The organism is Paenibacillus salivarius (assembly GCF_051307165.1).
In the GTDB taxonomy this organism is placed as follows: Bacteria; Bacillota; Bacilli; order Paenibacillales; family Paenibacillaceae; genus Fontibacillus.
The window spans coordinates 3,776,132-3,798,973 of record NZ_CP195592.1; the positions used below are offsets into that span (position 1 = coordinate 3,776,132).

Consider the following 22,842-nt stretch of genomic DNA (forward strand, 5'->3'; position numbering starts at 1 on the left):
ACTCACTCTCTCATCGGTCAAATTGCAAATACAGCTTTTTCAGTTCGTGAACGACCCGGTTCAAGGAATAATGTTTCTTCGCATGATCCGATCCCGCTTGAGCCAGCTCGCTCCGGTAGGCCGGGTCCACGATGACCTTTTCCAGCGCATCGGCCAGCCGGACGGGGTCCTCCTGCGGAACAAGCAGGCCGTTCGTACCGTCGACGATCTGCTCGGCGATTCCTCCCACTTCGGTCCCTACCAATGCCAGGCTGCAAAGCGCCGCTTCGGCAAAAACGGATCCGAACGCTTCCGCCCGGGAGGGGAGCACGAAGATATCGAAGAAAGGCATAAATTCTTCGGGGTGCAGCGTATAACCGTAAAATATCGTTTCATCGTAAATGCCGAGCCGCTGCGCCAGTTCCTCCAGTTCCTTGCGGATCGGTCCGTCGCCGATAATGTGAAGAACATAGGAAAGGCCGCGGTCTTTCAGTTCAGCACAAGCTTTGAGCAATATATCCAGACCCTTGGCAGGCACAAGCCGGCAAACCGTTACGAGCTGAGCCACCTCATTGTGATGCGGCACCGGTTTGAACCGTTTTTCGTCATAACCGTTCGGGATCACACCGATCGCTTCCGGCCGATCCACATAATCGCTTAAATAGTCGCGGAACGCCCGGGATACCGTAAACATTTTATCGGTTCTGTGCTCGAGCTCCCTATAAAGCGACGTAAGAAACTTGTGTTCCGGACCGTTTTCCTTAATGCGCCCGTTAAGAATCAGCTCCCGCTCATAGCTGGAATGCACGCTTTGGATCACCGGCGTTTCGGGGAATACTTCCTTCATCGCCAGTCCGGCGATCGGGTGATGCGCATGAATCAGATCAAAGTTCCGCTGAAGCCGAAGCTTCGTCCACCATAGATAATCCCGGTAAGTCTGAACGTATTTTTGCACGGTCGGGCTGTCCTCGAATTCATGCCAGTCAAACGTCCGGAATTCGACCGGTCCGCTGCCTTTGCTGCGAATCCGCTTGGGCAAAGAGAACAATTCCATCTCCCAATGGGGAGGGTTGAAGCGATCCTGCAAAAAGGGAATCATCGATGACACGCCCCCGGGCTGTTCCGGAGGGAAAAACAGGGCTTGCAGCAGTTTCATAAGGGTTCTCCTTTACTCTTCTCTGTCTGTTTACGCGGATGAACCGCTTGCTATCTCCATTATGCCATAGGCCGGACGGAACATCCATTCCCCTTTTGTGAATAAAAATGAATATGATAAACTGCAAAAGTACTATTTAATGTAAAAAACGCGACCTATCATTTATATATATTCGATAAAAAAAGGAGCAACTCCCGATGACCAAGCCAACTTTACCCGAATCCTACCGCAGCCAAATCATCGCCATGCTTGGCGAAGCCGAAGCGAACCGGTTTCTGGGCACCTATGAAAAAGAGCGGGCCTATGGACTCCGCATCAATACGCTGAAGGTGCTGCCGGATTCAACGCCGGCCAAAACGCTTGAGGAGCTGTTCCATCTCCGGCCCGTTCCCTGGTGCGGGACAGGCTTCTATTACGAAGAACAAACGCGTCCGGGCAAACATCCGTACCATGCGGCCGGACTTTTCTATATTCAGGAGCCGTCGGCCATGTCCGCCGTGGAGCTATTGGATCCGCAACCCGGCGAGACCGTGCTGGACCTCGCGGCCGCTCCCGGCGGAAAAACGACGCAAATCGCCGCCAAAATGAAAGGCAAAGGCGTGCTGATCAGCAATGAAATCCACCCGGCGCGCGCCAGGATTTTGGCCGAAAACGTGGAACGGATGGGCATCCAAAATGCCGTGGTAACCCAGGCATCTCCGCCCGAGCTGTCTGCCCGGTTCCCGATGACCTTCGACCGGATCATGCTCGACGCCCCTTGCTCCGGGGAAGGCATGTTCCGCAAGGATCCGGACGCGGTCCTGGAATGGTCGCCGGAGGCGGTCGAAGCATGCGCCGCACGCCAATGGGACATCCTTCAGGACGCGGTGGCCATGCTTAAACCGGGCGGCAGGCTTGCCTACTCGACCTGCACGTTCAACCGGAGAGAGAACGAGGATACGATCCAAAAATTGCTCGCGGAGTATGAGGAGTTGAGACTTATCGAGGAAAAGCGGGTCTGGCCGCACTTGCAGGAAGGCGAGGGGCATTATGTCGCTTTGCTGGAACGGGAGAAATCGGGAGGAAGCCATACGGAAGGCGTTGCCGAAGGAAAAAACGGAAAGGAAGAAAAACGTTCCGGACGCAAACAACCCCGCCAGGGTAAGGGCGGCGGTTCCGGAGTCCGGGATACCGCCCTGGCCTGGGAGGCGTTTCGTTCTTTCGCGGCGGAGGAACTTCCCGGCTTGCGGGTGGACGGCGAGCCGCTTCTGTTCGGCGAAGCGCTCTACCTGCTTCCGCGCAGCGAAGGGCTTTCCCTGACGGCGGAACGCCTGTCCGGGCTCAAAATCCCGCGGGCGGCCCTCCAGCTCGGCGAGGTTCGCAAAGGCCGGTTCCAGCCCGCTCACGCGCTGGCCATGGCCGCGAACCCTGCCGCCTCCGCCCGCGTCTGGCCGCTGGCCGCCGATTCGCCGGGCGTCGCGGCCTTTCTGCACGGGGAGACGCTCCCCGTGCCGGACGAGCTGCGCGGCTGGTGCCTCGTCACCGTCGCCTGCGGCGGGGAAAGCTTCCCGCTCGGCTGGGGCAAAGCGAGCGCGGGCCAGCTTAAAAACCACCTGCCCAAAGGGCTCCGCCTGCCCGGTTAATCCGCAATGCCGGTTTCACCGGTCAGGCGGTTGTAGGTGTACACCTTGGCGGGACCCGAATCGAACGGGCTGTCATACCCGAATTGCAGGAGTCCCGTTGACGTGTCTTCCCCGAGATAAGTAAGAAGATCGCCGTGGTACGGAACATCGTTAAGTTTGGCATATTCCAGATCTTCGCCGGTCAGCAGCTTCTCGTAAAGCTGAACCGACGTATTCTTTTCCAAATCGATCAGGGTCGCAAATCCGGTCTGATTCGGGCGAACGACCAAATAGCCTTTGCCTGCGCCAAGAACCGAATGGCTTTCGTCCTTGCCCGTGAGCTTCGGCAGATCGTGTTCGGCAACGACCTTCCCTACCGAATCGAAAACGGTCAGCGACCGGCCGTCCGTCAACATCGTAAACTCCTCGTACGCCTTTTTATCCTCATTGTAGGATTGATAATAAATTGCATTTTCTTCATACCGCTGGAAATATTTCGCCTTTTTCTGGCTGACGATTTTATTGTCGCGGATCAAAACTCCGTAAGCGTCGTAATGAACGTGCGGTTCCCCGTAATTGTCCATCAAGGTTACGACCATGTTCCCTTTGCTTGTCTCAACGGCGTTCACGGATACGTACTCTTTGAAATCCGCGTTGATTTTTCCGGTATGGACCGGAACTTGTTCGAATGGTTGAGCGATGTACAAATCCCCGGTTTCGCGGTTTACCCAGACCGAAGTATTGACTCCGAGCCCTTGAATGTATTTTTGGGAATGGGTAAGGCTCACCGTTCGGGTCGAAGACTTCCAATCCACCTTCGCGCCGGTCGCTTCCGACAAAAACCGCATCGGAACGTAAATCCGGCCTTTGATCATTTGCGGGGATGCGGACAACTTTACCTCTTTCCCGTTCACCGTCGCCTTTTTGGTGTTGTAATCCAGTTTTACCGTGAGGCCCGGGTATGTCATCGTGACCGTTTTGGATGTGGAATTCCAGAAAACGACGGTCCCGAGCAGTTCCCCCATATCCCGAACCGGCAAAAATACGGTTCCGTCCTTCACGTAAGGGGCGGACTCGGTTTCATACACGCCCCCGTTCAAATTCACCTTAATTTCGCTTGAAGCCGCTTGTGCGCCGCCGGAAAACGGCACGCTCAGGGCGATGGCGGCCGCCATGGCCGCTGCCGTTACATAGCGCCATCTTGATTGGTTTGACATCAGCAATAACTACCTCCTGTTCATTTGCGAAAACACATCATCATTTACACATTATTTCGACGCATAAAACATCCCGAAAGTTACACTAAACCCAAATAAGTTGTCCTGCAGGCCAGCCGTCCATACGTATCTTGCGGTTAAGCATACAATACGGTATCCCGTTAACCGCGGGATCAAGATCCGCACACAAGGGAGGAATAACTATGGGTGAAATTTTCGGCGGCGGCTTCACCTCCACGGGAGCCATTCTGGTGCTCTTTATTCTGCTGGTTATCGTATCCCGGGCTTGGGTCCTGTAATGACTCGAAAGACCTGAGGAGGAATCCTCAGGTCTTTTCGATGCATCGATTCAATTCGAATTCGTCAACTGCACAATAACCGGAATTTCTCCCGCTATTTTGCGATATTCAGTCCTTTTCCACGAAATAACGGGAATTCCTCCTGCTAATTTGAGCGTTTTGCGGGTTTGAAGCACTTGTTCGCCGTAATAGCGGGAGGTTTTCCTGTTAAAAAACGAACTCGGCGGTTTCTGCCTAGAATAACGGGAGGTTTTCCCGATAATTATCGCACTTTCGATGTATTATTCCCCCAGACAATATTTTTCCAGCGCCAGCTTCACGCCTTCTTCGTTGTTGGACGCCGTCACCGCATTTGCGGCCGCCTTGACCTCCACCGGGGAGTTGTCCATCGCCACGCCGAGGCCTGCGAACGTCAGCATCGTCAGGTCATTGTAATAATTGCCGATGGCCATGACTTCATCCGCGCGGAACCCCCGTTTTTCGGCCAGCTTCTGCAACGCCGCGCCCTTGGAAGCGTCCTTGTGCATAATATCGATAAAGAAATCGCCGCTCCGCAAAATGTTAAACTCCTCCGATGCCCACAAATTCCAGTCCGCATGGATTTTATCGAGCTCCTTCATCTCGGCGGTGATGGTCATTTTGACGATCGGTTCGCTGAAATCCGCCCAAGCCGGCAGATCCTTCGGTTCCATCATATAAAGGTGATACATATCCAGCGCTTCCTGGCTGAGTCCGGCCGCCCCGGGAACGTACAAGGCGAACGTCGTATTGATATCGTAATGTACTCCATGCTCGCGGCAATAATCGATATACCGGTTCAATCCCTTCGGATTCATCGCGAATTCATGCACGATTTCCTCGGTTTCCACATCCACCGTAGCCGCGCCGTTATGCGTAATGACATACCCTTTTAAACCGATCTCCCGCATATAAGGAATCGAATTGACCGGAGCGCGCCCTGTGCACAATACGAACTCCGTCCCCTCATCCGCGATTTTTTTGATCGTTTCCGCGGTTCCCGCGGTAAGCACATGCTCATCGTTCAACAAAGTCCCGTCGACATCCAAAGCAATCAGTTTGTATCTCATCTCCACATCTCCTTAAATAGGTTGTTTAAAAAATAGTCTTTCACGCAGGTTCTGCCTACGCTCCGCTCCTCGCTCCCGTCTTCATACAACCTTCTCGGTGCTGAAAAGCCTATTTTTTAAACTTTCTCTAAATATTCTTATATCTATTTTTTTGCGGACCGCAAGGCCTCTACCTCCTCGGAGGTCAGTTCGCGCCAGTCTCCGAGCGGCAAATGTTCGTCCAGCGTCAGCGGACCCATCGAGATCCGTTTTAAATAAGTAACTTTCGATCCGACGGATTCAAGCATCCGCTTGACCTGATGATACTTCCCTTCCGAAATCGTCAAGGCGATGACCGTCTTGGGGCTGCCGTCCTCATACCGTCCATGCTCAAGCACTTCCATCTTGGCGGGCAGGGTTACGTACCCGTCGTCCAGTTCGACGCCCCGGGCGAACGCTTCCGCTTCCCGTTCCCCCAATTCTCCCGCGCAATCGGCAAGGTACGTTTTCGGGACATGCTTGCGGGGAGACAAAAGGTCATGCGCAAGCTGCCCGTCATTGGTCAGCAGCAGCAGCCCTTCCGTATCCTTGTCCAGTCTGCCGACGGGAAACGGGGAAAATATCCGAAATTCGTCCGGCAACAAATCCAGTACGGTTTTTTCGCGCAAATCCTCGGTTGCGGAAATGACGCCCGGAGGCTTATGAAGCATGATATACACGAATTCCCTGTAAAGAATCTCTTCCCCGTCCACCTCGATCCGGTCCGAGTTCGGGTTGCTCTGCGCTCCGCTATCTTTGACGACCGCACCGTTCAAAGTGATGCGTCCCTGCTTTACCATCTTTTTGATATCCGTACGCGAGCCGTAGCCGAGATTGCCGAGTATTTTATCGATGCGCTGCGTTTTTTTGCCTTCACTCATGGGTTTAAGTCCACCTCCAGCCGGCAGGATATTCATTCTTGAGAAAGCCGTCCAGCCATTTGCCCCATCCGAGCGAATAGCCGTTAACCGTGACAAGGACATAGCCCTTCGGCTTCGTCCCCGGGGCGCACTGAATCCGGGATTCCGGAAGCTCGAGCGTTTCCCCTTTCAAATACCGTACCGCTTCTCCATCAGTTAGCGATAAATCCGCCGTGCGCAGGGCCTCCGATGGCCGAAGCGCGGCGGCCAGCGGATGGCCGGGCTGGAACCTGCCGTTTTTCGCGGTTCCGACGTACCAGCCGGGACGGACCGTTTTCAGGCCGCGTAGCTGTTCATGCGTCAAAGGAGACACATAAACGTTGCCTCCGAACAATAGCAAATTGCCCTCGGGGTACTCCGTCAGATGGCCGGCTGCGAATTCGCGCCAGCTTTCCAGCATGGTCCGCTCGTCGCCCGGGTCGTTTTTGCCTGCATGGCGGGGGCGCTCGCCTTTCCCTTTCCGCCGGGACGGCTCCGCCTTGACCGAATGCCGATCATCCTTCTCCTTGATGACCGTTTCCTCTCCGCCGGCCCCGGTGTGCCGCAGCACCGCAAGAAAATGTCCTTCGCCCTCCACCAAATGCGGCCACAATCTTCCGCAGCCTGCGGTCTGCTTGGCGACTTCTTCCGGTGTATCAACCAACATCTTTTCGCCCGTACGGGATAGTAAGCCCTCTTCATCAGCCGTCTTCAGCCATTCCGGCCTTCCCGGCGCAATTCCGTACTCCCCGGATAGAGGGATCACTGCAAAGTCGGGGTGTCCATTCAGGAAATCCGCGATGCGCGCTTCATTCTCCTCGGGAGAAAAGGTGCAGGTCGAGTAAACGATCGTGCCTCCCGGCGCAAGCATTAAGGCAGCCGTTTCGAGAATTTCCTGCTGCATGCGGCTGTATTTCTCAATCCAACCGGGCTCCCACAGCCGGGCCATGTCTTCGTCCTTGCGGAACATCCCTTCGCCGGAGCAAGGGGCATCGATCAAGATTTTGTCGAAAAAGCGGGGGAAAGCGCCGGCAATCCGTTCCGGCGTTTCATTCAGTACGACCGCGTTGCGGACCCCGTAAAGCTCCATATTTTTGGCCAGGGCTTTCGTCCGGTCCGAACTGATGTCGTTCGTGACGAGCAGCCCTTTCCCTTGCAGCTTGGCCGCGATTTGCGTCGATTTGCCCCCGGGAGCGGCGCACAGGTCAAGCACCTTATCGCCCGGCTTCACTCCGAGCGCTTCCGCCGGAGCCATGGCGCTCGGCTCCTGAATATAATAAAGACCGGCATGGTAAAAAGCATGCTTGCCGGGCTTCAGACTTTCATCGACATAAAAGCCGGTACCGCACCACGGAATCGGCTTCAGTTCGAAGGGCGCGACCGCCTTGAACTCTTCCGTTCCGATTTTGAGCGTATTTACCCGGATCCCGGCAAATCTCGGGTCGTTGTAGGAGGACAGAAACTCGTTATATTCATCGCCCAGCAGGGCTTTCATCCGGTTCAAAAAAGCTTCGGGTAATTGTACCGCCATCTCTACCTTCCGTTTCATTATAAGGTTATACAGCAAATCTATTGTAACACAAACCGACAAAAAGCAGCCCCTCCCCTAAAGGAGCGAGCAGCCACTCACGCCATGTATCCTCAAAGATTCGACCGCTTTCTGACGATGGCCTCGCGCTCGGCATGCTTCTCTCCGCGCTGCGGCTTCCGCCGTTGCGGCACATTCGGGGCGATCCCCGGCAAGGCTTCCTCTATCGCCTGGATAAGCGCGGGATCAAGGATCCGGATGTCCAGGTCGTAATACTCAAACGGCTGCTCCGCGTAGCGGTCCAGCCGTTCCGCGTACTCCAGGACCTCCGCGCGAAGCCGGCCCAGATCGATCCCAAGGCTATCCGCGGGATAGCCCATAAGGCGCTCGGCCGCGGAATGAAGCATCTTCCTGCCTCCGACGACATTGTCGTTGCGGAAATGAAAGAGTCCCACCGCGATCTGCAAAAGTCCCTTGTAAAGCGGATCCCGGTCCAGATGGAGCCATAACTCCTCCAGCACCTCGTGACATTCGAAGTAATCCCGGTCCCGGTTAAAGTAAACCAGGTATTTTACGAAGAGCGGGTCATAGCTCATCCCCGGGCTCCTCGACCTTTTTCTTCGCTTTGATCAATCCCTTGACCCCGGCCAGGAGATCTTTCATGCCGTCCAAATCGCGGGCCTCCCACAAGCGGTTGAACCTTTCCTGCGCATCGATCGCCTCCGTGACGAGATGGTAGAAATACAACTGGTGGATTGCCGTAAGCAGTTGAGATACGATATTGGAGTCGTCCTCAAAGCTTTTTTGCGCGATCAGGATTTCCTGCCGGATGCTGGACATTTCATTATCGAGCACAAACGCGGCTTCGGCCGCCTTCTTCAGCCGCTTCCGCATTTCGTCGGGGAGGCTCTCCTTGTACTTATAGTTCAACGAGTGTTCGATCGTGGCCCAAAAATTCATCGCCAGCGTACGAATTTGAATTTCGGCCAGCACGATCTTTTGACCGAGCGCCGTTTGGACCGGATACTCCACGATCATATGGAAGCTGCGGTACCCGCTTTCCTTATAATTCGTAATGTAATCCTTCTCATACAATACCTTCAAATCTCTGCGTAACCGAATATATTGCGCCACCCGCCGAATATCCTCCACAAACTGGCACATAATGCGGATGCCGGCGATATCTTCGATTCCCGTCTCCAGATCATCCATCGAAACGTTCAGCCGTTTCGCTTTGTCGAGGATACTGGATATTTTTTTGACCCGGCCGGTCACGAACTCAATCGGTGAATATTCCTCGCGTTTTTTCAGTTCCGACCGCATCGTTTTGAACTTCACTTTCAGTTCCTCAACCGTTTGTTCATATGGAAGCAAAAAAGTTCCCCAATCTCTACTGTCCATACTTATGCCTCCTGTCTTCTCTGACCGCTGCTACCTGTGGTCCGCCCCGACCGCTTCGGAAATGTGGGCGTAGCCGTCCCGCTTCAACAGCTCGCGCAGACCGCGATGCAGCTTGCGGTTAATTTCGGGGCCTTCGTAGATTAATGCCGTGTAAATTTCAACCAGGCTGGCACCGGCGCGAATTTTCTCGTAAGCGTCCTCGGCCGTGAAAATGCCTCCCGATCCGATGATCGGCAGCTTTCCCCCGGTTTGGCGGTACACTTTGGAGATGATCTCCGTCGATCTTGCGCGCAGCGGTTTTCCGCTGAGTCCGCCGGTTTCCTTTGCGTTGGGATGAGCCAGTCCTTCCCGGGATAACGTCGTATTGGTGGCAATCAGTCCGGATACGCCGCTCTTTTGAATCGTGTCGACCATAAACTCCAGTTCCTCAAAGCTTACGTCCGGGGCGATTTTAACAAGCACCGCTTTCTCCGAGCCGTGACTTTTCGCTTGGACCGCCATTTCCTCCTTCACTGCGTCAAGCAGTGTCGAAAGCTCGCTCCCATGCTGCAAATTACGCAGATCCGGAGTGTTAGGTGAACTGATGTTGACAACGAAAAAGTCCGCATATGGATACAACTCCGAAATGCATCGTTTGTAATCGAGATGCGCCTCCTCGTTCGGAGTCGTCTTGTTTTTGCCGATATTCACCGCAACCGGGATCGGCCTTGATTTTAATGCCGCCAGCTGTCTGGCCATCTGCTCCGCTCCGCGGTTGTTGAACCCCATCCGGTTGATCAAGGCTTCGTCCGGCGGAAGCCGAAACAAACGCGGCAGGTCGTTGCCCGGCTGAGCTTTGGGCGTTACGGTGCCGACCTCCATAAAGCCGAAACCGATGGCGGAGAAGCCCTCCACCGCATCGGCATTTTTGTCCAACCCCGCGGCAAGCCCTACCGGGGAAGGAAAATTGATACCGAAAAGCCGGGTGGCCAATTCCGGCGATTGCGGGACTCCGTACATACCGCGCATCAACGGTACCATTCCCGGGACTTTCGCCGCTTTATGTAGTCCGCCGATCACAAGATGATGGGCCTTTTCCGGATCCAGTTTGAAAAATACAGGTTTCCCCAAATTGCGATACAGCACTGGTTAACTTCACTCCGATCATTCTTTTGCTCAAAAAAACTCCATATCCAGTTTAGCGGTTTCCGGCACAAAAGAAAAGTAAGCCGATGCCTGGAATCTGCAATCCGGGATATGGAAAAACGCTGTGAAAGCAGTTACAATGAATTTGTACACTCCCGTTTAAAGGAAGGGGAATCGCCGATGTCAACGAAACGCAAGCCGCCGACGCTTCAGCAAAAGAAAGATGAAGTCAACAAAAGGGCTCTCGTCTGGGCAGGCTCGATCGTCGCCGTCCTGATCGTCGCCGTTGCGGCCGTGATCATTCTGACCAATATTTAGGAAGTTTATAGCCAATGGTATGTACGATGGGGATTAGTCTGATCCTGACGATGTTCCAGCGCGAATCGCTTATCGGGAACGTTGTCCAGCTTCGGAAGAATCCCTTTTCCAATTGTGACTTTGGTCCCTTTCGGGATGAAGTCGAACAATTCCTCCACATCCGCCTTCGTCATCCGCACGCACCCCAACGATTCGTCCTTCCCGATGCTATCCGGTTCGTTCGTTCCATGGATCGCATAATTCGTATCCGACAGCTGCATGCCCCGGCTTCCGAATTCGCCGTCATCCCGCCCGTTCGGATTGATGACCTTATCGGTAATCCGGAACGTGCCTTCGGGCGTTTCCTCTCCCCCCAAACCGACTTTGTAACTCCGCAAAATAACATTCCCGCTAACGACCGCCAGCCGGTAATTTTCTTTATCCACGATCACCTCGAGCGGCTTCGTAAAAAAGGGCTCGCCCGTAGAAAGCGCTCCACTCTGTTTTGCATCCGCCGACGCTCCACCATCCGGTTTGCCGTTTGCCCCGCTTCCGCCGCCGGCGCCCGTTTGGAGATAATCCAGCATCGGTTGAAAAGCTTCCTTCATGACCGGATCGGTCCCCGCCAGCCAGTTGGCCGGAAACGTGTCCGTCAACGCGCCGAGACCGGACGGCCACTTGCCTTTCTGGTTCTTGTATTGCTGCATGGCGGAAGACAGCACGGCCAGCGATTCCTGGCGCGCGATCCAGCCGTCCGCATCTTCGCGGAACCGGGACGAATCCGGCGGCGTACAGTCGCACGCCTTGCCGTCATAGGTTTGAACCGTCGTTGTTCCGGTTCCGGAATCCTGTGAGACTCCGTATACGACAGGCATATCCTCCGACCACAGAGACCATTTGCCCGACCGCTTCATCCCAAGTACGGCCGTTTCCAGCGGAGCCCCTTCCTTCCCGCTTTCCATCACTGCCGAAGCGAGCGCCTTTTCCCTGTCGCCGGGGCTTCCGGAGTATGCTTTGGCCGTAAAGCCCAAGGAAGGACGTTTTTCTTCCGCCCGGGAAGCTCCTGGCTCCGGGTCTTCTTGCGCCGCTGCCCCCTGAACGGGAGAACCGTTCCCATCTCCGGAGTCTGCTTTGGACGGATCCCAAAGCACGGGCCCATAGGCGGACGGGATCCAGATCAGCAGCAGAAGAATGATGGCGACTCCGGTTCTGCGCATCGTCCTCATCCGCTTGGCCTTTCTTCTCTGCTCCTGAAGCAAATTCTCCTGGTATTCTTGCCATAGCTCGGCCGGAACCTTGCTCGCCTCGAAGGCCTCGTACACTTTGCCGGCCTGATTGTAGCAATATTGCGCCTTGCCCTCCTGGCCGGTCGATTCGTATTCTTTTCCGAGCAAGTACCATGCCATTTTATTTTCCGGATGGTTCTGCACATATTTTTTGAGGTAAGCCGAATTGCTCATCTTAATCCTCCAACTGGACAAAATTAAAACTTTCTATTAACTATATCGGCAGGCATGGCGATGTTGCAAAGAATTCGAAGCCCGGTCGGGCAAATTTCCGACTTACGGCCCACACCGCCGAAAACAAAAAAAGACATCCCCCGCCTTTCCGGACGGAGGATGTCAAAGGATTTATGATTTAAGAATCGATTACCCTTCCTTGTTGAAAGGGGTGTCCGCAATTTTGATGGAGTCGGTCGGGCATCCGTCGCAAGCATCTTGAAGATCGTCGAACAAATCGTCAGGAATTTCAGTCACGCCACGGTTGCCGTCACTGTTATAGATAACTTCGGCCAGACCTTCGTCATCGTAATCGTAAATATCCGGTGCCGTCGCGCCGCAAGCGCCGCATGCGATACAAGTATCTTTCTCAACCCAAGTATATTTAGCCATGTTTTCTGCCTCCTGAATATAAACGGTAAAAGTAGTCCGTGCTTAGTTTGTCACCAAGTTCAATATAATATAAATTGAAAGCAATTTCAATTCAATTTCCGTATAATACCAATCGAAAATCAGGATTCATCCCCGGTTTCGCGCAGAAAATCGGTCTGCAGCGACGTACCGCGGATTTTATGGTTCCGGATCAAGGCCGACGGATCGTCCGTCAGCATCCCGGCCGTCAGCACGGCATTCTCCCCGAATTTGTCCCTAAGCTGATCGACCGTTTTAGTCAAAGAGTCTTTTTTCGGCTGCAGCTCGTAGTCGAACAAATCCAGCTGCAAAGCGGATTCCTCTTTGGCGGCCAGGTTTTGCAGCGTAATGCCGAGAAGGCGTACCGGCTTCTCCTCGCTCCAATGCTTCCGGTAGAGTTCGCAAGCTATCCGGTATACGTCCTCCGCCCGTTCGACGACCGTCTCCAGACTTTGGGATCGCGTGATCGTCTTCATATCGGGAGTGCGGATCGTGATCTGTACCGTCTGGGCGACCAGTTTTTGCCGGCGCAGCCGCCTTGTTACCTGATCGGCCAGATTCAGCATCACGCGGGAAACATCCTCCATCCGGCGGATATCCGCCGGCAGCGTCGTCGTATGCCCGATCGATTTGTTCTGCTCGCGTTCCTCGACCACGGGTGAATCGTCCAAGCCGTTTGCCGCCCGTTTCATCCAGTGCCCGGCGATGCCGAACTTCTCCGTCAGAACCCGCTCGTCGGCAGCGGCCAGCTGTCCGATCGTGTAGATATGCAACCGTTTGAGCTTTTCCGCCGTCTTGTTTCCGATGCCGAACAGCTCCTTGCACGGTTTGTCCCACAGCACAGCCGGCACGTCCCGGATGCGCAGCACGGTAATTCCGTTCGGCTTTTTCATGTCGGAAGCCATTTTCGCGAGCAGCTTGTTCGGCGCGATCCCGATCGAGCACGGAAGTCCAAGCTCGTCCGCTATTCGGGACTGGATTTCCCGGGCGATTTCAAGCGGTGTTCCAAACTGCTTCGACCCCGTGATATCCAGATAGCATTCGTCGATGGACACGGCTTGCAGGCTTGGCGTATACCCGTAGGCGATATCCATAAATGCTCGGGAATATTTGCGGTATAAATGGAAGTTAGGCTGGATCACGATGAGCTCGGGACACTTTTTCAAGCCTTGGCTGACGGTCATCCCCGTAGAAATACCCCTTTTGCGAGCCGCATAAGAACAAGTCACGATGACGCCTTTGCGCAGTTCGACGCTTCCGGCAACCGCTGTCGGCTTGTTTCTGTATTTCTCCGGCTCCTCCGTCTCGTGCACGGAGCAGTAAAAAGCGTTCATATCGACATGCAGCACGACCCGGCCGCGGGCAGGAAAGTATTTTTCGATATTGCCTGACACTTTTCATGACCGTCCCCTCAATCCTCATTTTCTAAATCCAGCATACCCCCAGCCTAAATCGAGGTCAATACAGCCCGTGCGCAAAATCCCAAAAAGCGTGTTCCATTTAAAAAACTAATGCTATAATATGAAAAATACCAAAATGAATGCATATAAATTAATGACATCCAAAGGGGGAGACATCCATCATGTCAAAAGCTTTATCCATCTTCGACACTACTTTGCGCGACGGAACGCAAGGTGAGGGAATCAGCCTGTCCGCGGACGATAAGTTGAAGATCGCCAAGAAGCTGGATCAGTTGGGTGTCCATTATATCGAAGGCGGCAACCCTGGCAGTAACAGCAAGGATATCGAATTTTTTGACCGGGTCAAAAACCTTGGTCTGTCAGCCAAAATCACGGCCTTCGGAAGCACCCGGCGCAAAGACAGCCAAGCCGAACGGGACGCCAACCTGAACCGGATCATCGAATCCGGCGTGCAAGCGTCGACGCTCGTCGGAAAATCTTGGGACTTCCACGTTTTCACAGCCCTTCAGACCACGCTGGAAGAAAATCTTGCGATGATCTATGATTCCATCGCATACCTTAAACGCAGCGGACTTGAGGTCATGTTTGACGCCGAGCATTTCTTTGACGGCTACAAAAACAACCCGGAATACGCGCTCGCGGTCATGCGCAAAGCCGAAGAAGCAGGCGCCGATTGGCTCGTCATGTGCGATACGAACGGCGGCACGATGCCGCATGAAGTTCACGATATCGTCAGCGTGCTTAAGGGCAGCGTGACTTCAGCCCGGCTTGGCATCCACACCCATAACGATTGCGAACTGGCCGTGGCCAACGCCCTTAGCGCCGTGCAGGCCGGGGCTGAACAAATCCAGGGCACGATGAACGGGTACGGCGAACGCTGCGGCAACGCCAACCTCTGCTCCATCATCCCGAATTTGCAGCTCAAGCTCGGATATGAAGTGCTGGAGCCCAACCAGCTCAAACAGCTGACCAATACCGCTCGTTACATTAGCGAAATCGCCAATGTATACATGCCGGTCAACCAGCCGTATGTCGGAACCGCCGCATTCGCCCATAAGGGCGGCATTCATGTTTCGGCGATTCTGCGCGATTCCCGCACGTACGAGCATATCTCGCCGGAGACGGTCGGCAATCGGCAGCGCGTGCTCGTTTCGGAACTTGCCGGACAAAGCAATATTTTGTCCAAAGCCAAAGAGCTCGGCATTCCTTTCGATCCGGAGAATGAAGATACCCGGGCCGTCATTTCCAAAATCAAGGATTTGGAACATCAGGGATATCAGTTCGAGGGTGCGGACGCCTCGCTGGAGCTGCTTCTTCGTGAAGCCAACGGCGAGATGAAAGAACTGTTCGTCTTCGAATCCTTCAAGATGCTGGTCGAGAAATCCGCCGGCAAGCCGGTTATTTCCGAAGCTTTCGTCAAGCTCAAGATCGACGGCGCAAGCATCTATACGGCGGCTGAAGGGAACGGTCCGGTCAACGCGCTGGACAATGCGCTCCGCAAAGCGCTTATCACTTATTACCCTAGCCTGCAGGAAATCCACTTATCCGACTATAAAGTACGGGTACTCGACGATAAAGATGCCACCGCCTCCAAGGTTCGCGTTCTGATCGAATCCCGGAATTACGAAAACTCGTGGAGCACGGTCGGCGTGTCCGGTAACGTCATCGAAGCCAGCTGGGAAGCGCTTGTTGACAGCCTTCGTTATGCGCTGCTCGGACAAACGAAGCAGGAATATACGGAAATTCCGTCTTCCGCTCGCGGGCTTGTCAATCATTAATGTCAAACAAAAGCCGCCATGGGATCCCGTTTTGTTCCCTGGCGGCTTTTGTTGTCTGCATGATTTTCTTTCTTTATGTCTCAAGCAGTTTTTCGATTTTCGCCTCAAGCTCTTCCGGAGAAAGAGTCCCGACAATGACATCCACTACGTTCCCGTCCTTGTCGATCAGCACATTGGTCGGAAAGGCGATTCCGTTATATTTCCCGTAAATTTCTCCCTTTTTATCAAGAAGGACCGGAAACTTATACCCGTATTTCTCCACAAACTCCTTCGCCTCGTCGAGTTTATCGTAAAACGTGACGTTTACGGCGTAAATATCGAAGCGGCCCGCATATTTTTCGCCCAGCTTCACCAAATCGGGAGCCTCTTCTTGACAAGGACCACACCAGGACGCCCAAAAATTGAGCATCAGGGGAACCTCCCGCTTACCTCCAACTTTATAGGAATTGCCGTCCATCCCGGTCAACGTAAACGTTGGAGCCTTCGTACCCGGCTTCAACGATTTTTCCGCGACAAGCGCGCTTACCGATTGGCTTTGCCCGCTTTGTTCCGCAGCTTCCTCCCGTACGAATCCAAGTCCGGACAATAGCCCGGTTCCGTAATTGTCATACAAAGCCGCTGCCAGAAGCACGAGCAGCCCGGCCATAATCCATAAATTTCGTCTCATTATGCAACTTCCTTTGCCAGAAAGGTTTCTCCAAACTATTGTACCCTGTTTCTCTAAATAGTTACAGCACGGAGAAATCCTGACGCAAGGAAATTCCGAAACTCCCTAAGTCCTGCTCATAAAACTGTACAAATCCCCGAGCGTGATGACGCCCCGTTCCTTGAGGCTGGAGATCATCCTCCTCCATAATCCGGCCGTCATCCTGGCGTCCTCGAGGGCATGATGGCGCTGGAGGATGGGGAGCTTATACGATTTCAGCCAATCGTCAAGCGATGACAGCTTTTTGGCGGGCTCCAGCTTTTGGGCAATCATCATCGTATCCAGCACCCGGTGGCTTAAGTGAACTTTTGACGTTTTCCAAAGAGCGACATCCAAAAACGCTTTATCATGCGCGCTGCCATGCGCGATCAATACTCTGTCGTCCACGAACGCCATAAATTCGCGCAGCGCTTGCAGCAAGGAAGGAGCATCCCGGACCATCTCTTCCGTTATCCCCGTCAATTCCGTAATGCGCTCAGGGACGGTACAGGACGGTTTGGACAACGAATAGTATACGTCATCCGTGATTTCTTCGCCGTCGACCTTCACCGCGCCGAAGGATAAAATCTCATCCCCGTAGTGATAATGAAACCCCGTCGTCTCCAGGTCAAACACGGCGGTTTGCAGTTGGCTGAGCGGAATATGAAGAGTTTCCGGGCGGCGTTTCCCCTTGGTCAACGAACGTACGAAAGCGATTTGCTGAGCGCTTGGCGCTCCGATCATGGAGGAGAACTTCGGGGACAATCCCCCTCCCTTAATGGCATCCCAAAATCCGCCGTTTCCCTTCATCGGTTCCTTCATAGCCATTTCCTTTCCGCGTATCTTTGTTTGCGCTGCAGCGTGCGATAGACCAGTTTAACCGTACCGAGCGCTTCCCTTAATTCCCGAATAACCTCCTTATCCTTCAATTTGGTCTTCGGCAAGTATCCGGTAGGTGCCATCGTTCTGAATCGTAAAGCGGTGTCCAGCACGCTTCGGCAATTTTCCAACCATGGATACGGGATTTCCCCCATTCTTGCGAGCTGGTTCAGCCTCTCTCTCGTCGAAGGCGCGCTGACGCCGTATTCGAGCGCCATATAACGCACCGCGTTGACGATCGGAAGATACAGCCCGTACTTCACATCGAATTCTCCCGCGTACTCTCCCGTTTGTTCCGTGATCACCTGACCCAGCACGTTCAGGGCGGCTTTATGTCGCACCGTGTTGCGCAGCACCGCGGCGGCAAGCTCATTCTCTCCGTCGGAACCCGAAGTCTGCTCGAATATTCTGTACATCGACTCCCGCAGCTTGCAAGATAAGTCGTGATCTCCTGACAGATGGCGCATGTCCGCCGCAATCATCAGATATCTTACTTGCTCGAAGCCAAGCTGCTCTCTCCAGCCCGCAAGCTGGCTTTCCCAATCTTCCAGCCGTTGGCACCACATCGGATTCGAGACCATCACTTTACCCGGACAAGGCTTGTATCCCGACAACTCGAGGATCTCGGACAACCGCCGGCCGAATTCATAGAAATAGCCCTTTACCGCTTCTTCATCCATACCTTTGCTTGTTCCGAAAATCAATCCGTTGTCCTGGTCGCTCCACAGCGTCTGTTCTTCCCTGCCCGCGCTGCCGAACAAGACAAAAGCATACGGGGCCGGAGGAGGGACGAAGCCCTCCCTTTCCATTTGTTGCTCGCATAATTCGGCTGCCCGCGTCATCACGATATCTTGAAGCCGGCTCACATCGCGGTTCCAAGCTTCGATATCCGTAACGGAAAACTTGTCGTAAATTCGTGCCTGCGCACTTAATCTGGCGTGCCTCAGCTGCTCCGGAGCGGACGCAGACCGGACCTCTTCAAAGCAGACTTCCGTATTCATTGCCGTAAGCCTTGATTCAGCGCGTTCATTTGCTCAGGGTAGCCGTAGGTGCCATGCTCGCTCATATCCAGGCCCATCATTTCCTCTTCTTCCGTAACCCGGAGACCCATCAGCCACTTCATGCCGCCAAGAATGATAAAGGACAGCACAAGCACGAATGCGAATGTACCGATGACCCCGAGAAGCTGAACTCCGAGCTGTCCGAAACCGCCGCCGTAGAACAGCCCTTCAGCACCGACTCCGGTTTTGGCAACCAATTCGGGCGTTGCGAACAGCCCCGTGGAAATCGCGCCCCAAACTCCGGCAATCCCGTGAACGGAAAAGGCGTAGATCGGATCGTCCAAACCGATGCGTTCAAACCATCTCGGCATGAAAAAGGCCAAGACTCCGGCGACCGCGCCGATCACGATCGATGCCCATGTATCCACGAAAGCGCAGGAACCGGTAATTGCAACGAGCGCAGCGAGCACGCCGTTCAACATGCTTGGAATATCGGATTTGCCCATAACCGCCCACGAAATCAACAATGCGGCAACGGCTCCGGCTGCGGCCGCCAAATTCGTCGTCGTCAGGACGTAACCGAAAAACCCGTCTCCGAGCGGAGTCAATGCACTGCCCGGATTAAAACCGAACCAGCCGATCCAGAGAATAATGACGCCCAGTACCGTAAGCACTTGGTTATGGCCGGGAATCGAATTCGGCTTGCCGTCCTTGTTGTATTTCCCGAGGCGGGGCTTCAACAGAATCGTTGCGACCAATGCCGCTGTTGCCCCCGTGAGGTGAACGACCGTGGATCCTGCGTAATCCTGCATGCCGAGCGAACCGAGCCAGCCGCCGCCCCATACCCAGTGGGCAACGATAGGATAAATGATCGCCAGGAACAAAGCTCCGAAAATGATATATACGCTAAGCTTGGCGCGCTCCGCCATCCCTCCGCAAGCGATGGCCAGAGAGACCGCCGCGAAAGCCATTTGAAACAGGAACATCAAATCGAGCGGAACCCCGATTTCCGAAAATACGCTGAAGGATCCGATCGTATCGGCTCCGCCGTAGAAAAACCCTGTCGTACCGAAAAAGCTGTTGCCGTCCCCGAAGCCGAAACCGAAGCCGAAGGCCCACCAGACGATGACGGAAATGCCGAGCGTCAATACCGTTTTTCCTGCGACATGACCCGCGTTTTTCATCCGGACCGTACCGGCTTCAAGCAGCGCAAATCCGGCCTGCATGAAGAAGACCAGCATTGCGGCCACAAATACGAACAAGGAATTCAAACCGACTTCCAGAACCGTATTCGTAACTTCTCCTTCGGCGGCAAGAGCCGCGCCCGGAAAGATCAATACAGCAGGAACCCCAATTAATCCGAACAGCCATCTCTTTCTCATTTTACCCTCTCCCCAATGTCATATTTCCTAACATAATTTCTAATGTTAAAGCGATTATAAGACCATATATCGGTTTTCCACAATAACTTTTTTGTAAAAATACGAAATAATGCAAATAACCTAACATATAGTGTAAAACTATTGTTTGTTTTCACCTATAGTTACTGACAAATATAAAGTATGACGTTTGACTGTATACTTCTTGTTCGGGTATCATACTATTATTAGAGGAGAGGTGATCCTATTGGAGCTATAAAGCTATATCGGATCGGAGAATTGGCGAAAGCCGCGGCTGTCAGCGAACGCACCATCGACTATTACACCAAGCTCGGACTGATCTCACCGGAGAAAAGGACTAGAACAAATTACCGGTTGTACAGTTCTGAAACCTTATCCAGGCTTGAACGTATTAATCAAATGAAGCAGGAGAAGTATTCGCTTGAAGAAATCCGCGAAAAGCTGAAGCAATGGGACAAAATAACCCACGATGAACAAGTGAGCGAGAAATTGAACTCTCTTGAAATTCATATGCAGCAGTTGGAACGCGAAGTGAAGGAGCTGCAACCGCTGATTTCGAACATGAAACCCGGTCAAGCAAGGCACGCTTTTGCGAGCCTGATGCCGCAAAGTCTGGCTTGTATCGAGGCGCTTCGTATCATACTGAACAACAGCCCCTTCAATTAATGCGAATCCGTTTCCTGTTACTGCTAACTTTATACGACCTATGGAGGAATGATCATCATGTATTCTAACGTAATGCTTATCCCGATTCTTCTAGCATTCGGGTTGTCTCTGTGGGCCCAGTTCAAAGTATCCGGCACGTTCAAGAAATGGGCAAAAGTACCGAACATGTACGGGCTGACCGGCCATGACGCCGCTAGACGCATGCTGGACGCCAACGGACTTTACGACGTGCCGATCGAACCTGTCCGCGGCACGCTTTCCGACCACTATGATCCGATCCATCGCGTGGTCCGCTTATCGGAACCGGTTTATTATGAACGTTCCATCTCGGCCGTCGCCGTAGCCTGCCACGAAGTCGGGCACGCCATCCAGCATAAGGAATCTTATCCGATGCTCGTGCTTCGGCACAAAATGTTTCCCGTCGTAAATATCGCATCCGGCATCGCGCCGTTCCTGCTGTTGGCCGGGTTTCTGTTCGGCGCCCTCAACCTGGTCGGACTCGGCATCATTTTCTTCTCCGCCGCCGTCCTGTTCCAGCTTGTTACACTGCCGGTCGAATTCAATGCCAGCAACCGGGCGCGCAAGATCATGGTTCAGCAAGGTTTTGTAAGCCACAACGAAGAACGCGGCGTCGCCAAAGTTCTGAACTCCGCGGCACTAACCTATGTCGCCGCAGCCCTGTTGTCCTTGCTCGAGCTGTTGCGTTACATCCTTATGTTCGTAGGCAACCGGGACTAACTACAACCATATAAACGCATTTAAGGCTGCCGAGGTATACTCGGCAGCCTTTTTTATCAAAACGAATAAACCGCCGGTCATTGACTCGGCGGCGTATCGATTTGCAACCCGAAATATTCGAGCAAAAATATGCGGAACGACTGAGCCACCAAAGGCAGTTTCTCATCCGCCCGATGGATCAGCCCGATCGTTCTCGTTACCTTCGGATGCGATACCCGGACTCGGCTCGGCTGCAGGGTGAAGCTTTGGAACAGCGCCATTTCCGGCAGCAAGCTTACCCCCATTCCAGCTGCCACGAGACCGCGGATCGTATCGGTTTCCTCCCCTTCAAAGGCGATCTTCGGCGTAAATCCCGCTTCCAGACAGGCTTGCCAAACGATCGGTCTCAGCGAGTAACCCTTGCTGAACAGAATGAATTTATCATCCTTCAATTGACTTAATTGAATGCTCTGCTCTCCAGCCAGCGGATGACTTGGAGGCAGGATCGCCACGAGGTCTTCCGTCAGAACGACGTTTCCCACAACCTGATCATGATTTTCCGGAAAAGGTGATATAAATGCCAAATCGACTTCCCCCGAGACGACGTCCCGGATCAGTGTCGGATATGTTCCCTGCCTGAACCGAAATTTAACGTTCGGATACAATTTTCGAAATTCAGCCACTACGCTGGGGATGATATGTATTCCGAGACTATTCGGAAACCCCAGCCGGATTTCGCCTTGTTCGGGATCCAAAAATTCATGGACCTCATTCACCGCCCGCTCCAGATCTTTCAAAATCGTCTCCACCCGGCTGCAAAACAATTGCCCCACGGCGGTAAGCTGCAAGTTTCGTCCTTTCTGCATAAATAGGTTGACGCCCAGCTCCTGTTCCAATTGATGAATCTGCCGGCTTACCGCGGACTGGGCTACGTGCAGCTCCTCTGCCGCCTGGGTGACGTGTTCTTTTTTTGCCACTTTCACAAAGTACTGCAGTTGTCTTAATTCCACGAATCTGATCGCTCCATTTCGCATCTGTTCATAAATCCGAATTAGGGCTGATTAAAAATTAAAGGGCTTTCATCACTAATGTACCATGGACGTTCCCCGGCATCAACGGCGTTTTAAAACACGGATCAGCAAACCGTAAAGGAAAAAGCCGCCAAGCAGTCCCCCGAAGTGAGCCATCCAGTTCACTTGCGGGACAAGAAGGGAGAATACGACCCCGATGATTAACAGGGAGTACAGCGTCTTGCGCGAGCTTTCATCCATCAGGTGGCGCTGCAGCAAGGCGATGTACAAATAAGCGCCGTAGACCCCGTAAATCGCTCCTGAAGCGCCGGCAGAAATGAAGATGTCCGAGGAGCGGCTGTAGATTTCCATGCTGAGCACATTGCCGACGATGCCGCTGCCCAAATAAAGCAACGCGTATTTCCAGTGACCGATCAACCGCTCCAACGGGGGAGCAAACACGAGAATGGAAAAACAGTTAAAAAATAAATGATTGAAGTCGTGATGAAGGAACATCGAAGCAAAAAGTCTCCACCACTCGCTTGCATACGGCTCCGCGTTAAGCATTGCTCCGAGCTCAACCTTCGCCAAATTACTGTCCGTACCGCCTTTAAGCAATAACAACACGAACATGACCAGGTTCGCCGCCAAAATCAGGCAGGTTACGGGATAATAGCGCACATAACTTTTCCAATTTTCATAACGGATAAAAATCATGACATACCTTCCTTTAACTTTTAAAATTCCTATTATTGGACAAGCTCTTT

23 protein-coding genes are annotated in these 22,842 nt (G+C 53.4%); 6 read left to right on the top strand and 17 right to left on the bottom strand.

The window, feature by feature from the left end; all coding sequences use genetic code 11:
- Window positions 1-10 precede the first annotated feature (10 nt).
- On the bottom strand, window positions 11-1,135 hold the full coding sequence (locus tag ACSFXJ_RS17395) for a glycosyltransferase family 4 protein (protein WP_435921657.1): 1,125 nt from the start codon (window positions 1,133-1,135) through the stop codon (window positions 11-13).
- A 197-nt stretch (window positions 1,136-1,332) separates the two neighbouring features.
- Between ACSFXJ_RS17395 and ACSFXJ_RS17400 the strand changes: the two genes are divergently transcribed.
- Window positions 1,333-2,757, top strand: a complete 1,425-nt coding sequence (locus ACSFXJ_RS17400) for an RsmB/NOP family class I SAM-dependent RNA methyltransferase (protein WP_435921659.1) — start codon at window positions 1,333-1,335, stop codon at window positions 2,755-2,757.
- Here ACSFXJ_RS17400 and ACSFXJ_RS17405 read toward each other — a convergent pair.
- Window positions 2,754-3,953: a copper amine oxidase N-terminal domain-containing protein gene (locus ACSFXJ_RS17405; RefSeq protein ID WP_435921661.1), complete on the bottom strand. Its 1,200-nt coding sequence runs from the start codon at window positions 3,951-3,953 to the stop codon at window positions 2,754-2,756. The two genes, ACSFXJ_RS17400 and ACSFXJ_RS17405, sit on opposite strands and share 4 nt — an antisense overlap.
- 203 nt (window positions 3,954-4,156) lie before the next feature.
- Here ACSFXJ_RS17405 and ACSFXJ_RS17410 point away from each other — a divergent pair, with 203 nt between their 5' ends.
- On the top strand, window positions 4,157-4,252 hold the full coding sequence (locus ACSFXJ_RS17410) for a YjcZ family sporulation protein (protein ID WP_435921662.1): 96 nt from the start codon (window positions 4,157-4,159) through the stop codon (window positions 4,250-4,252).
- A gap of 281 nt (window positions 4,253-4,533) precedes the next feature.
- On the opposite strand, the gene ACSFXJ_RS17415 is transcribed toward ACSFXJ_RS17410, so the two are convergent.
- The 6 genes from ACSFXJ_RS17415 to ACSFXJ_RS17440 form a co-directional block, all read right to left on the bottom strand.
- Window positions 4,534-5,340, bottom strand: coding sequence for a Cof-type HAD-IIB family hydrolase (locus tag ACSFXJ_RS17415; RefSeq protein WP_435921664.1), 807 nt, complete (start codon window positions 5,338-5,340; stop codon window positions 4,534-4,536).
- A 143-nt stretch (window positions 5,341-5,483) separates the two neighbouring features.
- Complete coding sequence (locus ACSFXJ_RS17420) at window positions 5,484-6,239, bottom strand: pseudouridine synthase (RefSeq protein WP_435921665.1); 756 nt, start codon at window positions 6,237-6,239, stop codon at window positions 5,484-5,486.
- 4 nt (window positions 6,240-6,243) lie between these two features.
- Window positions 6,244-7,788 (bottom strand): RsmB/NOP family class I SAM-dependent RNA methyltransferase, encoded by a 1,545-nt coding sequence (locus tag ACSFXJ_RS17425; protein WP_435921668.1) that lies wholly within the window; start codon window positions 7,786-7,788, stop codon window positions 6,244-6,246.
- Window positions 7,789-7,898: 110 nt separating this feature from the next.
- Window positions 7,899-8,381: a DUF309 domain-containing protein gene (locus ACSFXJ_RS17430; RefSeq protein WP_435921669.1), complete on the bottom strand. Its 483-nt coding sequence runs from the start codon at window positions 8,379-8,381 to the stop codon at window positions 7,899-7,901.
- Complete coding sequence (locus ACSFXJ_RS17435; RefSeq protein WP_435921671.1) at window positions 8,371-9,186, bottom strand: GTP pyrophosphokinase; 816 nt, start codon at window positions 9,184-9,186, stop codon at window positions 8,371-8,373. Before ACSFXJ_RS17435 ends, ACSFXJ_RS17430 begins: the two co-directional genes overlap by 11 nt.
- Before the next feature lie 30 nt (window positions 9,187-9,216).
- Window positions 9,217-10,311, bottom strand: a complete 1,095-nt coding sequence (locus tag ACSFXJ_RS17440) for a quinone-dependent dihydroorotate dehydrogenase (protein ID WP_435921673.1) — start codon at window positions 10,309-10,311, stop codon at window positions 9,217-9,219.
- A gap of 180 nt (window positions 10,312-10,491) precedes the next feature.
- Between ACSFXJ_RS17440 and ACSFXJ_RS17445 the strand changes: the two genes are divergently transcribed.
- On the top strand, window positions 10,492-10,629 hold the full coding sequence (locus ACSFXJ_RS17445; protein ID WP_435921674.1) for a hypothetical protein: 138 nt from the start codon (window positions 10,492-10,494) through the stop codon (window positions 10,627-10,629).
- 5 nt (window positions 10,630-10,634) lie between these two features.
- Here the strand turns inward: ACSFXJ_RS17445 and ACSFXJ_RS17450 are convergent, their stop codons facing one another.
- From ACSFXJ_RS17450 to ACSFXJ_RS17460, 3 genes are all read right to left on the bottom strand, one after another.
- A complete protein-coding gene (locus tag ACSFXJ_RS17450) occupies window positions 10,635-12,068 on the bottom strand; it encodes a L,D-transpeptidase (RefSeq protein ID WP_435921675.1) in 1,434 nt (477 codons plus the stop codon).
- 189 nt (window positions 12,069-12,257) lie between these two features.
- Complete coding sequence (locus tag ACSFXJ_RS17455; protein ID WP_435921677.1) at window positions 12,258-12,500, bottom strand: ferredoxin; 243 nt, start codon at window positions 12,498-12,500, stop codon at window positions 12,258-12,260.
- Between the two features lie 119 nt (window positions 12,501-12,619).
- Window positions 12,620-13,912, bottom strand: a complete 1,293-nt coding sequence (locus ACSFXJ_RS17460; RefSeq protein ID WP_435921678.1) for a DNA polymerase IV — start codon at window positions 13,910-13,912, stop codon at window positions 12,620-12,622.
- 188 nt (window positions 13,913-14,100) lie between these two features.
- Between ACSFXJ_RS17460 and cimA the strand changes: the two genes are divergently transcribed.
- Entirely contained in the window at window positions 14,101-15,717 is a 1,617-nt protein-coding gene (cimA, locus tag ACSFXJ_RS17465; protein WP_435921680.1) for a citramalate synthase, read from the top strand.
- A gap of 73 nt (window positions 15,718-15,790) precedes the next feature.
- Here cimA and ACSFXJ_RS17470 read toward each other — a convergent pair whose 3' ends face one another.
- The 4 genes from ACSFXJ_RS17470 to ACSFXJ_RS17485 all read right to left on the bottom strand — a co-directional run bounded on the left by ACSFXJ_RS17470 (window position 15,791) and on the right by ACSFXJ_RS17485 (window position 19,664).
- Complete coding sequence (locus ACSFXJ_RS17470) at window positions 15,791-16,384, bottom strand: TlpA family protein disulfide reductase (RefSeq protein WP_435921682.1); 594 nt, start codon at window positions 16,382-16,384, stop codon at window positions 15,791-15,793.
- Between the two features lie 105 nt (window positions 16,385-16,489).
- A complete protein-coding gene (locus tag ACSFXJ_RS17475; protein ID WP_435925792.1) occupies window positions 16,490-17,224 on the bottom strand; it encodes an exonuclease domain-containing protein in 735 nt (244 codons plus the stop codon).
- Window positions 17,221-18,282: a DUF294 nucleotidyltransferase-like domain-containing protein gene (locus ACSFXJ_RS17480; protein ID WP_435921684.1), complete on the bottom strand. Its 1,062-nt coding sequence runs from the start codon at window positions 18,280-18,282 to the stop codon at window positions 17,221-17,223. Before ACSFXJ_RS17480 ends, ACSFXJ_RS17475 begins: the two co-directional genes overlap by 4 nt.
- Complete coding sequence (locus tag ACSFXJ_RS17485) at window positions 18,279-19,664, bottom strand: ammonium transporter (protein ID WP_435921686.1); 1,386 nt, start codon at window positions 19,662-19,664, stop codon at window positions 18,279-18,281. The genes ACSFXJ_RS17480 and ACSFXJ_RS17485 overlap by 4 nt, the downstream gene beginning before the upstream one ends.
- Window positions 19,665-19,907: 243 nt before the next feature.
- Here ACSFXJ_RS17485 and ACSFXJ_RS17490 point away from each other — a divergent pair, with 243 nt between their 5' ends.
- Window positions 19,908-20,348, top strand: a complete 441-nt coding sequence (locus ACSFXJ_RS17490; protein ID WP_435925793.1) for a MerR family transcriptional regulator — start codon at window positions 19,908-19,910, stop codon at window positions 20,346-20,348.
- Window positions 20,349-20,405: 57 nt separating this feature from the next.
- The gene (locus ACSFXJ_RS17495) at window positions 20,406-21,086 is read left to right on the top strand and encodes a zinc metallopeptidase (RefSeq protein ID WP_435921687.1); all 681 of its coding nucleotides are present in this window, start codon (window positions 20,406-20,408) and stop codon (window positions 21,084-21,086) included.
- Window positions 21,087-21,163: 77 nt separating this feature from the next.
- Here ACSFXJ_RS17495 and ACSFXJ_RS17500 read toward each other — a convergent pair whose 3' ends face one another.
- Window positions 21,164-22,075 (bottom strand): LysR family transcriptional regulator, encoded by a 912-nt coding sequence (locus ACSFXJ_RS17500; RefSeq protein WP_435921689.1) that lies wholly within the window; start codon window positions 22,073-22,075, stop codon window positions 21,164-21,166.
- A gap of 102 nt (window positions 22,076-22,177) precedes the next feature.
- Window positions 22,178-22,792, bottom strand: coding sequence for a rhomboid family intramembrane serine protease (locus ACSFXJ_RS17505; RefSeq protein WP_435921691.1), 615 nt, complete (start codon window positions 22,790-22,792; stop codon window positions 22,178-22,180).
- Window positions 22,793-22,842: the final 50 nt, after the last annotated feature.